A 14,153-nucleotide genomic window follows, 5' to 3' on the forward strand; every position below is an offset into this window, starting at 1 on the left:
TGGTCGGTTCGACCGAAACCCGCGCGGGTGGCGAAATTGGTAGACGCACCAGGTTTAGGTCCTGACGCCAGCAATGGTGTGGGGGTTCGAGTCCCCCCCGCGCACCATCGACATAGATTTCCTTCATCCCGAGACCACCATGGCAGTTACCGTTGAGAACCTGGAAAAGCTGGAGCGCAAGATCACCCTGTCGCTGCCGGTGGAGGCGATCCAGAACGAGGTGAACAACCGCCTCCGCAAGATTGCGCGCAGCGTGCGCATGGACGGCTTCCGGCCCGGCAAGGTGCCGATGAACGTCGTGGCCCAGCGCTATGGCTATTCGGTGCACTACGAGGTCATGAACGACAAGGTCGGCGAAGCCTTCGCCGCCGCTGCCAACGAGGCCAACCTGCGCGTGGCCGGCCAGCCGCGCATCAGCGAGAAGGAAGGCGCGCCCGAAGGCCAGGTGACCTTCGATGCCGTGTTCGAGGTGTTTCCCGACGTGGTCGTCAACGACCTGTCCACCGCCGAGATCGAGCGCCTGAACGCCGAAGTGACCGACGAGGCCATCGACAAGACGCTGGACATCCTGCGCAAGCAGCGCCGCGTGTTCCTGGAGCGCCCGGCCGGCGGCTACGTCGATCCGGGCGACCGCGTGACCGTGGATTTCGAGGGCAAGATCGACGGCGAGCCCTTCGAGGGCGGCAAGGCCGAGGACTTCCAGTTCGTGGCCGGCGAAGGCCAGATGCTCAAGGAGTTCGACGATGCCGTGCGCGGCATGCGGGTCGGCGACAGCCGCACCTTCCCGCTGTCCTTCCCGGCCGACTACCACGGCAAGGACGTGGCCGGCAAGCAGGCCGATTTCCTGGTCACGGTCAAGAAGATCGAGGAAGGGCGCCTGCCGCAGGTCGACGACGAACTGGCCAGGTCGCTGGGCATCGCCGACGGCAGCGTGGACGGCCTGCGCGCGGATATCCGCAAGAACCTGGAGCGCGAGGTCAAGTACCGCCTGCAGGCCCGCAACAAGCAGGCCGTGATGGACGCGCTGATCGCCAAGGCCGAACTGGACCTTCCGAACGCCAGCGTGCAGGCCGAGGTCGGCCGCATGATCGACAGCACCCGTGCCGACCTGAAGGCCCGCGGCCTGAAGGATGCCGACAAGGCGCCGATCCCCGAGGAGATCGTGCGTCCGCAGGCCGAGCGCCGCGTGCGCCTGGGCCTGATCGTCGCGGAGCTGGTGCGCAAGAACGACCTGCAGGCCAAGCCGGAGCAGGTCAAGGCCCACATCGAGGAACTGGCCGCCAGCTACGAGCAGCCGCAGGACGTGGTGCGCTGGTACTACGGCGACCGCGATCGCCTGGCGGACGTGGAGGCCGCGGTGCTCGAGAACAACGTGACGGACTATGTGCTGTCGCAGGCCAGGGTCACCGACAGGACCATCGGCTTCGACGAACTGATGGCGCAGCAGCAGGGGTGAACGGACGCGGGGGTTGAGAACGCGTTCTCCGCCCCCACGTGCCGAACTGGCGACACCACCTTCCCGGAGAAAACATGGTCATCCACAACAGTGCGCTCGAAACGCAGAACCTGGGCATGATCCCCATGGTCATCGAGCAGTCGGGCCGCGGCGAGCGCTCGTACGACATCTATTCGCGCCTGCTGAAGGAGCGGGTGATCTTCCTGGTGGGCGAGGTCAACGACCAGACGGCCAACCTGGTGGTCGCGCAGCTGCTGTTCCTGGAGAGCGAGAACCCCGACAAGGACATCTCGTTCTACATCAACTCGCCGGGCGGCAGCGTCACGGCCGGCATGGCGATCTACGACACCATGCAGTTCATCAAGCCGGACGTGTCGACGCTGTGCTGCGGCTTCGCGGCCAGCATGGGCGCGTTCCTGCTGGCGGCCGGCGCCAAGGGCAAGCGCTTCTCGCTGCCGAATTCCAAGATCATGATCCACCAGGTGCTGGGCGGCGCCCGCGGCCAGGCGACGGACATCGAGATCCACGCGCGCGACATCCTGCGCACCAAGGACCAGATGAACCGCATCCTGGCCGAGCGCACCGGCCAGCCGCTGGACAAGGTCAAGGCCGATACTGAGCGCGACTACTTCCTGACCGCCGACGAAGCCAAGGACTACGGCCTCGTCGACCAGGTGATCGCGCGGCGGCCCTGATCCGGCCCACGCTGCAGCCGCGCGGCCTGCGCGAAAAACGGCGCTTTCTCCACTGGAAGGCGCCGTTTTTCGTTTGGTTATCATTGCCCAACTGCTTGTAGAAGGCGTTCTTCCATGGCCGAGAAAAAAGGCTCCTCCAGCGAAAAGACCCTGTACTGCTCGTTTTGCGGGAAGAGCCAGCACGAGGTCAAGAAGCTCATCGCAGGTCCTTCGGTGTTCATCTGCGACGAGTGCATCGACCTGTGCAACGAGATCATCCGCGACGAGGTGCCGGCCGCCGGCGAGGCGCGCGAAGGCCGCAGCGACCTGCCGACGCCGCACGAGATCAAGACCAACCTGGACAACTACGTGGTCGGCCAGGAGGTCGCCAAGCGCACGCTGTCGGTGGCCGTCTACAACCACTACAAGCGCCTGCGCCACAAGGACACGGCCAAGAAGGACGACGTCGAGCTCGCCAAGAGCAACATCCTGCTGATCGGGCCGACCGGCTCGGGCAAGACGCTGCTCGCGCAGACGCTGGCGCGCATGTTGGACGTGCCCTTCGTGATGGCCGACGCGACCACGCTGACCGAAGCCGGCTACGTCGGCGAGGACGTCGAGAACATCATCGCCAAGCTGCTGCAGAGCTGCAACTACGACGTGGAGCGCGCGCAGCGCGGCATCGTCTACATCGACGAGATCGACAAGATCTCGCGCAAGTCCGACAACCCGTCGATCACGCGCGACGTGTCGGGCGAGGGCGTGCAGCAGGCGCTGCTCAAGCTGATCGAAGGCACCATGGCCAGCGTGCCGCCGCAGGGCGGGCGCAAGCATCCGAACCAGGACTTCCTGCAGATCGACACGACCAACATCCTGTTCATCTGCGGCGGCGCCTTCGCCGGGCTGGAGAAGATCATCGAGAGCCGGCAGGAATCCTCCGGCATCGGCTTCGGCGCGACCGTGCGCAGCAAGAAGGAGCGCGGACTGACCGAGGTGTTCCGCGAGGTCGAGCCCGAGGACCTGATCAAGTTCGGTCTGATCCCGGAACTGGTCGGCCGCATGCCCGTCGTCGCGACGCTGGCCGAACTGACCGAGGAAGCGCTGGTGCAGATCCTGACCGAGCCCAAGAATGCGCTGGTGAAGCAGTACGGCCGGCTGCTGTCCATGGAAGGCGTGGATCTGGAGATCCGGCCGGCGGCGTTGAAGGCGATCGCACGCAAGGCGCTGGCGCGCAAGACCGGCGCGCGCGGCCTGCGCTCGATCCTCGAGCAGTCGCTGATCGACACCATGTTCGACCTGCCGAACGCCGCCAACGTCGAGAAGGTGGTGGTCGACGAGTCCACCGTCGAGGAAAACAAGCCGCCGCTGCTGGTCTACCGGGAAGCGGCCAAGACGGCCTGACCGTGCGACCGGCCCTGCCACGGGGTCGTGGGGCCGGTTTTCGTTCAACCCGCCTGTGCCGTGCGCGGCGCAGGTTGAATTCGTGACGCCGGCGACCATATTCACCGGGTCACTCAAAGGATGCCCATGTCCGGTCAAACTCCCCTGCCAGCCGTGCCGCTGGATCTTCCGCTGCTGCCCCTGCGCGACGTGGTGGTGTTCCCCCACATGGTGATCCCGCTGTTCGTCGGCCGGCCCAAGAGCATCAAGGCGCTGGAGGCGGCGATGGAGGCCGAGCGCCGCATCATGCTCGTCGCGCAGAAGGCCGCCGCCAAGGACGATCCGCTGGTCACCGACATGTTCGACGTCGGCTGCGTCTCCACGATCCTGCAGATGCTCAAGCTGCCCGACGGCACCGTGAAGGTGCTGGTCGAGGGCCAGCAGCGCGCGCGCGTGAACCACATCGAGGATGGCGAGGCGCATTTCACCGCCAACGTCACGCCGATCGAGCTGCCGGCCGATGCCGGCAGGAGCACCGAGGTCGAGGCGCTGCGCCGCGCGGTGATGCAGCAGTTCGACCAGTACGTCAAGCTGAACAAGAAGATCCCGCCGGAGATCCTGACGTCGATCTCCAGCATCGACGATCCCGGCCGCCTGGCCGACACGATCGCCGCGCACCTGCCGCTCAAGCTCGACAGCAAGCAGGCCGTGCTGGACCTGGCCGAGGTGCAGGAGCGGCTGGAGAACCTGTTCTCCCAGCTCGAGCGCGAGGTCGACATCCTGAACGTCGACAAGAAGATCCGCGGCCGCGTGAAGCGACAGATGGAGAAGAACCAGCGCGACTTCTACCTGAACGAGCAGGTCAAGGCCATCCAGAAGGAGCTCGGCGAAGGCGAGGAGGGCGCCGACATCGAGGAGATCGAGAAGAGGATCCGCCTCGCCCGCATGCCCAAGGACGCGCTGAAGAAGGCCGAGGGCGAACTCAAGAAGCTCAAGCTGATGTCGCCGATGTCGGCCGAGGCCACGGTCGTGCGCAACTACATCGACGTGCTGACCGGCCTGCCGTGGAGCAAGCGCACCAAGATCAAGCACGATCTGGCCAATGCCGAGGGCGTGCTGAACGAAGACCACTACGGCCTGGAGAAGGTCAAGGATCGCATCCTCGAATATCTCGCGGTGCAGCAGCGCGTGGACAAGGTCAAGGCGCCGATCCTGTGCCTGGTCGGGCCGCCGGGCGTGGGCAAGACCTCGCTCGGCCAGTCGATCGCCAAGGCCACCGGCCGCAAGTACGTGCGCATGGCGCTGGGCGGCATGCGCGACGAGGCCGAGATCCGCGGCCACCGCCGCACCTACATCGGCGCGCTGCCGGGCAAGGTGCTGCAGAGCCTGTCCAAGGTCGGCACGCGCAACCCGCTGTTTCTGCTCGACGAGATCGACAAACTGGGCACGGACTTCCGCGGCGATCCGTCGAGCGCGTTGCTGGAGGTGCTGGATCCCGAGCAGAACCACACCTTCAGCGACCACTACGTCGAGGTCGATTTCGACCTGTCCGACGTGATGTTCGTGGCGACCTCGAATTCCATGAACATTCCGCCGGCGCTGCTGGACCGCATGGAGGTGATCCGGCTGTCCGGCTACACCGAGGACGAGAAGGTCAACATCGCGCTGCGCTACCTGCTGCCCAAGCAGCTCAAGAACAACGGCGTGAAGGACGAGGAGCTGCTGGTCACCGAGGACGCGGTGCGCGACGTGGTGCGCTACTACACGCGCGAGGCCGGCGTGCGCTCGCTGGAGCGCGAGCTGTCCAAGATCTGCCGCAAGGTCGTCAAGGCGCTGCAGCTCAAGAAGATGACGCCGCGCGTGGTCGTGGATGCCGAGAACCTCAACGACTTCCTGGGCGTGCGCAAGTACACCTACGGCCGCGCCGAGCAGCAGAACCAGGTCGGCCAGGTCGTCGGCCTGGCCTGGACCGAGGTCGGCGGCGACCTGCTGACGATCGAGGCGGCGATCATGCCCGGCAAGGGGCAGATCCTGCGGACCGGCTCGCTGGGCGACGTGATGAAGGAGTCGGTCGAGGCCGCCCGCACCGTGGTGCGCAGCCGTGCGCGGCGCCTGGGCATCAAGGACGAGGTGTTCGAGAAGCGCGACATCCACATCCACGTGCCGGACGGCGCGACGCCCAAGGACGGGCCGAGCGCCGGCGCGGCGATGACCACAGCCTTCGTTTCGGCGCTGACCGGCATCCCGGTGCGCAGCGACGTCGCGATGACCGGCGAGATCACGCTGCGCGGCGAGGTCACGGCCATCGGCGGCCTGAAGGAGAAGCTGCTGGCCGCGCTGCGCGGCGGCATCAAGACCGTGCTGATCCCCGAGGAGAACGCCAAGGACCTGCAGGAGATCCCCGAGAACGTGAAGAATGGCCTGGAGATCGTGCCGGTCAAGTGGATCGACCAGGTGCTCGAGGTGGCGCTGGAGCGGTTGCCGACGCCCTTGTCCGAGGAAGAGGCCACAGCCGCTCCCGCTGCCATGGACGTGCCGCCCTCGCCAGAGCCGGCCGTGTCGACCAAGCACTGATCCAGAAAAAATCAGATCAGCTTGTGAAGCCCCGATTTTTCAGGCTATAATTTGAAGCTCATAACGCGGGAATAGCTCAGTTGGTAGAGCGCAACCTTGCCAAGGTTGAGGTCGACGGTTCGAGACCGTTTTCCCGCTCCAAGTATTTGTCCATAGACATCCACGGAGATCCATGGAGTGCAGAGAAAAGGAGCTTCGGCTCCTTTTTTCGTTTCTGGACCGTCCACTGAGCTCTAGAGACGTCCATCTGCAGCCAGCCTTTTTAAGGCACGTTTTGAGGCCATCGTCCGCCTCACATCGGCGCAGTACTTATAGAGGTTACGCTGGCCACCGGGCCAAGAACCGAGCTTTCGTCCCGAGAGGAGGAATGCCATGCCGCTCACGGACATCGCAGTCCGGCAAGCCCGGCCCAAGGACAAGGTCTACACCCTCACCGATGGTCGCGGACTGGGCTTGTGTGTGAAGCCGGGTGGCGGCAAGAGCTGGCATTTCCGCTACTACTGGGTAGGTAAACAAAAACGCATCGCGCTGGGTAAGTACCCGGAGATCAGCCTGAAAGAGGCGCGCGGTCGCTGCGAAGCCGCCCGTACCTTGGTTGCACAGGGAATCGACCCACTCAAGCATCGACAGCAGGAGATCCTGGTCAAGCACTTGGCTGCAGATCGGTTATTCCAGAGCGTCTACGATCAATGGCTCGCACACCGCAGTCTTGTCCTGCAACCGGGGCGCCAAAGCACACTCGAACAGATCCAGCGGATCTTCCGCAAGGACATCCTGCCTGCCCTTGCCAAACGGTCGATCTACGAGATCACGCAGGCCGACCTGCTGCAGGTGCTGTCCAGGATCGAGAAACGCGAGGCACTCACCACCGCCGAAAAATGCCGCTCATGGCTCCGGCAACTCTTCCGGTTCGCCATGGTCAAGGTTCCCGGGTTGGACAAGAACCCGGCACGGGATCTGGTCGTGGCGGCCATTCCCAGACCACCGGTTGCCCACAACCCTTTCTTGCAGATCGAGGATCTGCCGGAGCTGCTTCAGGCACTACACAGCTATCGAGGAACCAGGGCCGTTCAAATGGGACTTCACCTGCTGCTGCTGACAGGTGTTCGGACTGGTGAGCTGAGGCAGGCAACGCAAGACCAGTTTGATCTGACTCAAGGGCTCTGGACCATCCCGGCGGTACATGTGAAGCAACTGCAGGCCAAGATCCGCAAGGAAGGCCTTGGCCCCCAGGACATCCCGTCGTACTTGGTGCCCTTGTCAACACAGGCGATGGCGGTCGTCCGCCAGTTGTGGGATGCGATGCGCCCAGCTCAACGTTACCTGCTGCCACATCGCGGCGATCTTAGGCTACCCATCAGTGAAAGCACCCTGAATCAAGGTCTCAAGACACTTGGGTTTGACGGGTTGCTGACCGGACACGGTATCCGAGCCACCATCTCGACCGCTCTGAATGAATTCGGATATCCGAGTGCCTGGGTGGCAGCTCAACTGTCGCATGTGACTCCCCAAGGAGACCAGGATGCCTACAACCATGCAGAGCACATCGAACAGCGTCGCCGAATGATGCAGGACTGGGCGGATCGCCTGGATCTGTTGGAACGGGGTAATGTGGACGCTGCTCGTGCGCCTGCGCGGGGCGTACCTGCAGAATTGCTCCAGTGGAAAGAAGCCGGATCTGCTTCTACCAATGTGGTCGAGTTGGATGGCGGTACCACAGTGACCATCACCATCTCTGCAGGACATGCGCAAAACAAAGCCGGGGTGCAGGCTTGCATACCGAATCCACCAACGAGGGCATCCTGCCTGTCAGAGAGCGAGCAACGGAGTATCTATGAATGCCCGGACAACCTTCCGCTGTCGATATTCGCTGCTCTGGCACAAAATTCTGAGGAGCAGATCCTCCGAGACATCCGTGCTGGCCGGCTACTGGCTTTGCATTTGAGCGATCGGGGGTATCGCATCCCTGACTGGCAGTTGAATCCTACTAAGTATTTGCTGACCCTGGTCGTTCTGACCCACGCGGAAGGGGCAGACGCCTGGGCGGTCTATCGATCCCTCTCCACACCAACGGCTCGGCTGTCGGGTCACTCCCCTTTGGAGATCGTGACGGCGGGGACGGTCCTGGAGGTTGGAGGCATGGTCTGCGGGTCGTTGATGGGGCAAGAATGAGGGTAAGGGAAATTGGCGGGTGCTCGGCATTGGTTGGCATGATGCGCAATGCTGGCATTAGTTCGATGGATTGAGAGATTTGCCGGTAGTACGTTCAGAGAGCCTTGATTTCTCGGTCTGAGCGTGGGGCCTGATATCCTGGAGCCAGCAGTGCGTTGCTTGCCCCGTAGAGCGCGAGCGGGTCGCGCAGCCATAGGGCGTACTCAAGACCACGCAGGTGGTGGTCCGACGAACAGTCCACGGACCAGCGACGAAGCATATACCCGGCATTGGCCGCTCTGACGCGGACTCGAAGCACGCCTTCCTCCGGGAACTCGTAATCCATTTTCACGATTTCCGGGCTGGGATGCTCGGGGTGGGGCACTAGCTCCAGTTCAATGATGCGGCTCCATTGCATATCGAACTCAGCCGTTTCTTCGCGCTGAACGGAGCTGTCCTCAAGAACTACAGGTTCCTCCATTCGCGTGAAGACGAAGTCGCGGAACTGCTTGCGTCTCCGGTCGAAGGCCCGGACGTGCCAGCGAATGCCGATGTCTACCAGCGCCAGAGGAACCAGCTCGCGTTCTGTGTGACCGCTATCAATGGACGTGTAGCCGAGGCGCACAGCTTTGCCGCGGTTGATGGCTCGAGTAATGGGGGCCAGCACCGCCATCTTCGGCAGGCTCAGTGCGTTCGGCACCTCGCACCTCAGCATGGGTTGCGCCTCGTCGCCTAGGAGCTCCCCCAACCCTTCACCGTAGCCCTGCGTCAGGGCAGTAAGGACTCGACGAGGGTTGTGCTTGAACAGCGGTTTGAACGCGGGGGTCGGCCGGTAGACCTTATCGGAACTGTCCAGTTCGAGGTTTTCAGGTGCGATTTCTCGATAGAGCGCAATGTCCCGCGTAGCGCCGGCGGGGCCGGTGCCGAAGCGGTCAACAACGTCGGCTCGCCGGAGCTCGCCCAGGAAGTACAGCTTGAAGTCAATGTGCGACAGCCGCTCCCGCTGTGTCTTGGTCAAGTCAGCGAGGCGCTGCGTTCGCCGGTCAAGGTTTTCTGCCATCTCCGCATCATAGATGACGTGACATAACGACAACAAAAAAATATTGCGACATCATCAAAATGATTAGATATACTAAACTAAAATGAAATATGAGGTCGCAATGGTAAAGAACAACCCGCCCGGCGACGGGCACCGAATCGGCGCTGTATGCGAGCGCAGCCAGACCATCACGCCCTCGGGGCACTACGTCAAGCGTGATACGCAGACGGGGCGCTTCATGGACGTGAAGTCGGACAAGACCCCTTTCAAGGGCGTCCGGCGCGAAAAAAAGTAGGCCGACCATGCTCGAACGTCTGACCGATTACTTCATCGCCAAGCCAAGGCGCCTCGTCACGCTTGGGGCTGGGCTGGTGCGTGCAGGCGGTTTCCTCGTGGTCGCTGGCCTCGTAGGGCGGGTAGAAACCACAGGTGCATCGGCCGTGAAAGGGCTGGGCGGCGGCATGCAAGCCGAGGTCGCACTGTCAGATGTGCTGCCCGGCTACCTCAGCGTCTGGATGCCGGAGAGTGCGCTGGGCTTTGCAGTGGCGATGCTGTTGCTAATCGCAGGCTTGATTGCGGTTCGCACAGGACGCGTCTACGAGCGCTACCTGGGCAACTGACGCCTTTTTGAACGACAGCCTTACAGCCAGACCTCCCCATGAACCGAACCGGCTATTTCCCTCGCGCTACTCGCAAAGTCACTGCCTCAGCGTCGGCTCGCTTTACGTACCTGGCGGAAGCCATTGCGAGGGCCTTCGAACCCACGGTCACACAGCTCCAGGAGCTTGAGCGGGCCTATAAAGCGACTGGCGAGTACCTCATCGACTGCGTTGAATTCGATGGGTTAGTGGAACAGGTACACGCACAGGGTTCCCGCCAAATGGGAACCATCGTCCGGCCTATGGAAGCGAACCGCGAGGGCTTCGACATTGACCTGGTGGTGCGATTGTCCAAGGCGGCACTCGTCAGATATGGCGGCCCCGGCGGTGCGGCGCTGTTGCTCGAGCACTTGTATGTCGTATTGAAGCGTTATGCCGAGCGGCATGGACTTGGCATCGAGCGATGGGAGCGGTGCGTGACGCTTATCTACTCGGGTGACATGCAAGCCGACTTTGCCCCAGTCATTGACGACCCGCGGCATGTGCTTCCTTATGGCGAGCACCACGGGCGCATCCCTGACCGCGAGCGCAAGAACTACCTTTCTACCAATCCGAAGGGATACTGCCTGGGATTTGATGTGGCTGCAGAGGTGTCGCCAGTTTTTCGGCTTTCGGAGGCTCTGACAGCGGAATTTGCGGAGGCGCGCAAGGCCGACCTCGTGCCACTGCCGGTGGCGGACGAGGTATTTGCCCGTCTTCTGAGCAGGTTCGTCCAGCTGGGGAAGGTGCACCGGAACATTTCATTCGGAGAGCTGGAGGCAGGTTCCGACATTGCGCCGACCTCGGTGTTTTTGACGAGCTTGTTCGCGAAGGCATACGCCATCTTGGCGCCGAAGCCGCACGATGGTCCTCTGGACTTGTTCTTCGACATCGTGGAACTCCTGCCGGAGCTGTTTGAGCGGGAGATTCTTCAGTCCGGTAAGGAAATCTGGATTTTGATGAATCCGTGCGCGCAGTCTGACAACCTTGCTGCCTCCATGAACGAGTCGAAACGCCAGCAAGCGTTTTCTCAATGGCAACAGAAGTTCGTGGCCGACCTGGACGGATTGCTGGCTGCCATCGAAGGCAACCAGGGACTCGGTGCTGTCTCGAAGGCAGTGGAGAACGCGTTCGGCCCACAAGCAAAGCAGGCCGTGCTGCAGCAGAGCGCGCAACGACGTGAGAGCCACCGGACGTTAAAGCAGGCGAGTTTTGTGGTTGCCGGTGCGGCGTCGGTCGTTACTCCGGCCCGCGCGCACACCTATTTCGGAGGGCCTTCCAATTGAGGCCACCGCTGCGTCTTCCGAGCATTGCCCAGCGCCACGCTGAATTGAAGTCACTCCGGTGGCCAGAGTCGACGCTGGAGTTCGTCCAGGGCCGAGAGCTCAGATTCGGATTCAAGGTGGCTCCAACACCAATGGCTCGGGTCTATCAATGTCTTCTGAAGGTCTATACCTCCAATTTCCCTGAGCTGTTGGTGATGGATCCGGACCTGAAAGAGCTCGCTGCAGGGCGAACGTTGCCGCACGTCTATCCACATAAAGGGCTGGGTATCAAGTTGTGTCTTTGGCTCCCGCGGACGCACGAATGGGTGCCGCAGATGCGTTTTCGCGAGACCTATCTGCCCTGGGCCGCTGAGTGGCTCGATTACTTCGAGGAATGGCTCGTGACTGATGTTTGGGCTGGCGGCGGAGAGCATCCAGAACCCAAGACGCGGAGGTGGGGACGGCGACCGCCGTTCATCCAAAACGCCGTAGCTACCTCTACAAAACATTGAAAAGGGAAGAACCACCAATGACAACGGAACATCGAATCGACATCGAGCAAAACAAGCCCGAACGACTGGAACTACTGCGCGCGCAGCGATGCTTCTATTCCCGTGCGAAGAACTATCAGAACTTCGTGGCCATCACAGCCCTGATGCTGCCGGTGTTGGGGCTGCTTTTCGGTGCTGAGTTCCCAACTATTCGATCCTATCTTGGCTTCGCATCTATTGCCCTACTGCTTCTCGACGTGGCGATCCTCTCGTCGAAGCAGCGTGCTAGTAGCAAGGCGGGAGCCAAGGTTCAGGAGCAATTCGACACCGAGGTCTTGAAGCTGGACTGGAACAAGTTGGTCGCTGGTAACCGAATGGACCCTGAAGAGCTGCGTGCTATTGCGCCAGACGAGATGTCCGACAAGGAGAAGAAGGGACTGGAAGCCTGGTACGAAGGCGCCATCAGCAGACTGCCATTGCCATTGGGACGGCTTCTATGCCAGCGAACGAACGTGGTCTACGACTTGCGAGTGCGGCGAAAGTATTCAGCAGCACTTTTCTCCATCGCTGGAGTTCTTGGTGTTGCGCTGTTTGCCGTTGGTCTTTATCAGGGGCTCAAGCTCGACGAGCTCATCATCTCGGTAGCTCTTCCAGTCCTGCCGCTGGTCAGTTTTGTCCTGCGGGAATACCGCAAGCAAGAGGACACCATCGAATCGTTAACGACGCTGAAGGGGGAAATCGAAAAGATTTGGGACAAAGCTCTCGCCGGTGCATCGGCGGAGGACCTGACGCTGAACTCGCGTGCATTGCAGGACGCCATTTATCGGCACCGCGCGGGCAATCCGCTGGTGTTCGACTGGCTCTACAACCGACTTCGCAAGAAGACAGAAGCGCAGGCTAAACATGCAGTTGAGAAGCTTGTTGCCGAAGCCGTGAGCAAGCTGAACCTATCGGGGGTCTGATGAAGCTGCACGAACACTTCAAGACTTTCCTCGACGACCATGTCAACCTGAACAGCACGCGTCTCGGCTTGCTGGAGGACAGCATTGTTGCTATTGAAAACGCAGTACGCGCCCTTGCCTGGGGTCCGAAAATCATCTCGTTCGCGCCGCAAGGTTCCTGGGCCCATGAGACCATCATCAAGCCACAGTTGGGACAGCCATTCGATGCTGATTTGTTGGTGTTCGTCGAGGCGAAGGAGGGCTGGGCGCCGAAGGACTACGTGAACGAGCTTGCCACCAAGCTCGGGCAGCTCTCCAAGTACGAAGGGAAAATCCGTCGTTACTCGCATTGCGCCACGATTGAGTACGCGGGCGAGCGCAAGATTGACGTTGCGCCTTGTGTGGTCAATCGGCTCTATGCGGGTCAGTACGAGGTCTGCAATCGCAATGCCGACCAGTTCGAGGCCTCTGCGCCGTCTGCATACACGGAGTGGGTGAAAGGCAAGAATGGTGTCGCCGGCGGTAATGACTTAAAGAAGGTCACCCGGCTACTGAAGTACATGCGCGACATCAAGGGCAACTTCACGTGCCCCTCGTTCTTGCTGACCACCCTGATGGGGCTGCAGGTCTATGAAAGCGACCGAGACAGTGCTCAGTTTGCTGACTTGACCACTACGCTTAAAACGCTGGTCGGCCGCCTGGATGATTGGCTGCAGGCTCGGCCGAACGTGCCAGTCGTGCCAAATCCAAAGCTGCCTCAGGAAGACCAAGCAAGTGGCTGGGACCAAACGCAGTATGGAAATTTTCGCGACAAGGTGAACCTTTACCGTGGTTGGATTGACGATGCGTATGCAGAGGCGGACCGCGATGAAAGTATTGGCAAGTGGCAACGTGTCTTTGGTGACAACTTTGCTGCGAGCGAAGCGAAGCGGGCCGCCGAGCAAGTCAGCGAGGCTGCTATCACGGGCGCGTTAGTTCTGGGCAATCATTTCCAGGATCTGGTGGAAAAGGTGAAGGCTCTGGGTGCTGCCGCAGTACCTGCGAAGCTGCGCCAGTTGCCCCATGTACGAAGGCCCACCTGGCGCAAGGCTCCAGAACAACATGCTATACGAGTGGTCGCAGAGTTACGGACCGGGCAGTATGGAAATACCGTTCGGACCATCCAGTCGGCCGAGGCATTGCAGCCGAGCTATTGGGTTCGGTTTAACGCTAGCGGCGCCCACGGCATGCCGTTCTCCGCTGACTACAAAGTTCAATGGCGCGTGACGAACACTGACAGGGTCGCATCCCGTGCGGGTGCTCTTCGAGGTGAGTTCTATCCCTCCGATACTGGCACAAGTCGTTCGGAAAGGCTGGAGTACCGCGGCGTTCACTTTGTTGAGGCATTTTTGATTCGCAAGCGCGACAACCGGCTGGTGGGGCAGTCAGACCCCTTCTACGTTGTCATCGAGTAGTTAGGCATGCGGCTCCTAGGTTTCCCAGACCCGCTCATTGAGGGTTGCTGCACTGGACGTCTGCATGATTGAAGTTTCCCGACGTCCAAT

12 protein-coding genes and 2 tRNA genes are annotated in these 14,153 nt (G+C 61.5%); 13 read left to right on the top strand and 1 reads right to left on the bottom strand.

Translation table 11 applies throughout. From position 1 onward, the window contains the following. Window positions 1-21: 21 nt before the first annotated feature. From QM782_RS18165 to QM782_RS18195, 7 genes are all read left to right on the top strand, one after another. Window positions 22-107 (top strand) — tRNA-Leu (locus tag QM782_RS18165). A gap of 32 nt (window positions 108-139) precedes the next feature. Continuing rightward, a complete protein-coding gene (gene tig, locus QM782_RS18170) occupies window positions 140-1,456 on the top strand; it encodes a trigger factor (protein WP_415204295.1) in 1,317 nt (438 codons plus the stop codon). Window positions 1,457-1,530: 74 nt separating this feature from the next. Then, window positions 1,531-2,151, top strand: a complete 621-nt coding sequence (gene clpP / locus QM782_RS18175; protein ID WP_415204296.1) for an ATP-dependent Clp endopeptidase proteolytic subunit ClpP — start codon at window positions 1,531-1,533, stop codon at window positions 2,149-2,151. A 114-nt stretch (window positions 2,152-2,265) separates the two neighbouring features. Further along, entirely contained in the window at window positions 2,266-3,531 is a 1,266-nt protein-coding gene (gene clpX, locus QM782_RS18180; protein ID WP_415204297.1) for an ATP-dependent Clp protease ATP-binding subunit ClpX, read from the top strand. Window positions 3,532-3,657: 126 nt separating this feature from the next. Next, entirely contained in the window at window positions 3,658-6,084 is a 2,427-nt protein-coding gene (gene lon, locus QM782_RS18185; protein ID WP_415204298.1) for an endopeptidase La, read from the top strand. Window positions 6,085-6,149: 65 nt separating this feature from the next. Next, a tRNA-Gly gene (locus QM782_RS18190) sits at window positions 6,150-6,225 on the top strand. A gap of 231 nt (window positions 6,226-6,456) precedes the next feature. Beyond that, the gene (locus tag QM782_RS18195; RefSeq protein WP_415204299.1) at window positions 6,457-8,256 is read left to right on the top strand and encodes a tyrosine-type recombinase/integrase; all 1,800 of its coding nucleotides are present in this window, start codon (window positions 6,457-6,459) and stop codon (window positions 8,254-8,256) included. 94 nt (window positions 8,257-8,350) lie between these two features. On the opposite strand, the gene QM782_RS18200 is transcribed toward QM782_RS18195, so the two are convergent. Then, on the bottom strand, window positions 8,351-9,295 hold the full coding sequence (locus QM782_RS18200; RefSeq protein WP_415204300.1) for a WYL domain-containing protein: 945 nt from the start codon (window positions 9,293-9,295) through the stop codon (window positions 8,351-8,353). Between the two features lie 100 nt (window positions 9,296-9,395). Between QM782_RS18200 and QM782_RS18205 the strand changes: the two genes are divergently transcribed. The 6 genes from QM782_RS18205 (at window position 9,396) to QM782_RS18230 (ending at window position 14,063) form a co-directional block, all read left to right on the top strand. Beyond that, complete coding sequence (locus QM782_RS18205; protein ID WP_415204301.1) at window positions 9,396-9,569, top strand: hypothetical protein; 174 nt, start codon at window positions 9,396-9,398, stop codon at window positions 9,567-9,569. Between the two features lie 7 nt (window positions 9,570-9,576). After that, window positions 9,577-9,894, top strand: a complete 318-nt coding sequence (locus tag QM782_RS18210; RefSeq protein ID WP_415204302.1) for a hypothetical protein — start codon at window positions 9,577-9,579, stop codon at window positions 9,892-9,894. Between the two features lie 38 nt (window positions 9,895-9,932). Next, window positions 9,933-11,198 (top strand): nucleotidyltransferase, encoded by a 1,266-nt coding sequence (locus QM782_RS18215; RefSeq protein WP_415204303.1) that lies wholly within the window; start codon window positions 9,933-9,935, stop codon window positions 11,196-11,198. 194 nt (window positions 11,199-11,392) lie between these two features. Continuing rightward, complete coding sequence (locus QM782_RS18220) at window positions 11,393-11,689, top strand: hypothetical protein (protein ID WP_415204304.1); 297 nt, start codon at window positions 11,393-11,395, stop codon at window positions 11,687-11,689. Window positions 11,690-11,706: 17 nt separating this feature from the next. Further along, a complete protein-coding gene (locus QM782_RS18225) occupies window positions 11,707-12,630 on the top strand; it encodes an S-4TM family putative pore-forming effector (protein WP_415204305.1) in 924 nt (307 codons plus the stop codon). Then, the gene (locus QM782_RS18230; RefSeq protein ID WP_415204306.1) at window positions 12,630-14,063 is read left to right on the top strand and encodes an SMODS domain-containing nucleotidyltransferase; all 1,434 of its coding nucleotides are present in this window, start codon (window positions 12,630-12,632) and stop codon (window positions 14,061-14,063) included. The genes QM782_RS18225 and QM782_RS18230 overlap by 1 nt, the downstream gene beginning before the upstream one ends. Window positions 14,064-14,153: the final 90 nt, after the last annotated feature.

It is taken from the genome of Pseudorhodoferax sp. (assembly GCF_047601025.1).
Classification (GTDB): Bacteria; Pseudomonadota; Gammaproteobacteria; order Burkholderiales; family Burkholderiaceae_C; genus Pseudorhodoferax.

Coding starts and splice junctions, on each gene's coding strand:
- clpP (WP_415204296.1), top strand. CDS start 1,531: ATGGTCATCCACAACAGTGCGCTCGAAACGCAGAACCTGGGCATGATC.
- QM782_RS18210 (WP_415204302.1), top strand. CDS start 9,577: ATGCTCGAACGTCTGACCGATTACTTCATCGCCAAGCCAAGGCGCCTC.
- QM782_RS18220 (WP_415204304.1), top strand. CDS start 11,393: ATGGATCCGGACCTGAAAGAGCTCGCTGCAGGGCGAACGTTGCCGCAC.
- clpX (WP_415204297.1), top strand. CDS start 2,266: ATGGCCGAGAAAAAAGGCTCCTCCAGCGAAAAGACCCTGTACTGCTCG.
- QM782_RS18225 (WP_415204305.1), top strand. CDS start 11,707: ATGACAACGGAACATCGAATCGACATCGAGCAAAACAAGCCCGAACGA.
- QM782_RS18205 (WP_415204301.1), top strand. CDS start 9,396: ATGGTAAAGAACAACCCGCCCGGCGACGGGCACCGAATCGGCGCTGTA.
- QM782_RS18200 (WP_415204300.1), bottom strand. CDS start 9,295: ATGGCAGAAAACCTTGACCGGCGAACGCAGCGCCTCGCTGACTTGACC.
- QM782_RS18195 (WP_415204299.1), top strand. CDS start 6,457: ATGCCGCTCACGGACATCGCAGTCCGGCAAGCCCGGCCCAAGGACAAG.
- tig (WP_415204295.1), top strand. CDS start 140: ATGGCAGTTACCGTTGAGAACCTGGAAAAGCTGGAGCGCAAGATCACC.
- lon (WP_415204298.1), top strand. CDS start 3,658: ATGTCCGGTCAAACTCCCCTGCCAGCCGTGCCGCTGGATCTTCCGCTG.
- QM782_RS18230 (WP_415204306.1), top strand. CDS start 12,630: ATGAAGCTGCACGAACACTTCAAGACTTTCCTCGACGACCATGTCAAC.
- QM782_RS18215 (WP_415204303.1), top strand. CDS start 9,933: ATGAACCGAACCGGCTATTTCCCTCGCGCTACTCGCAAAGTCACTGCC.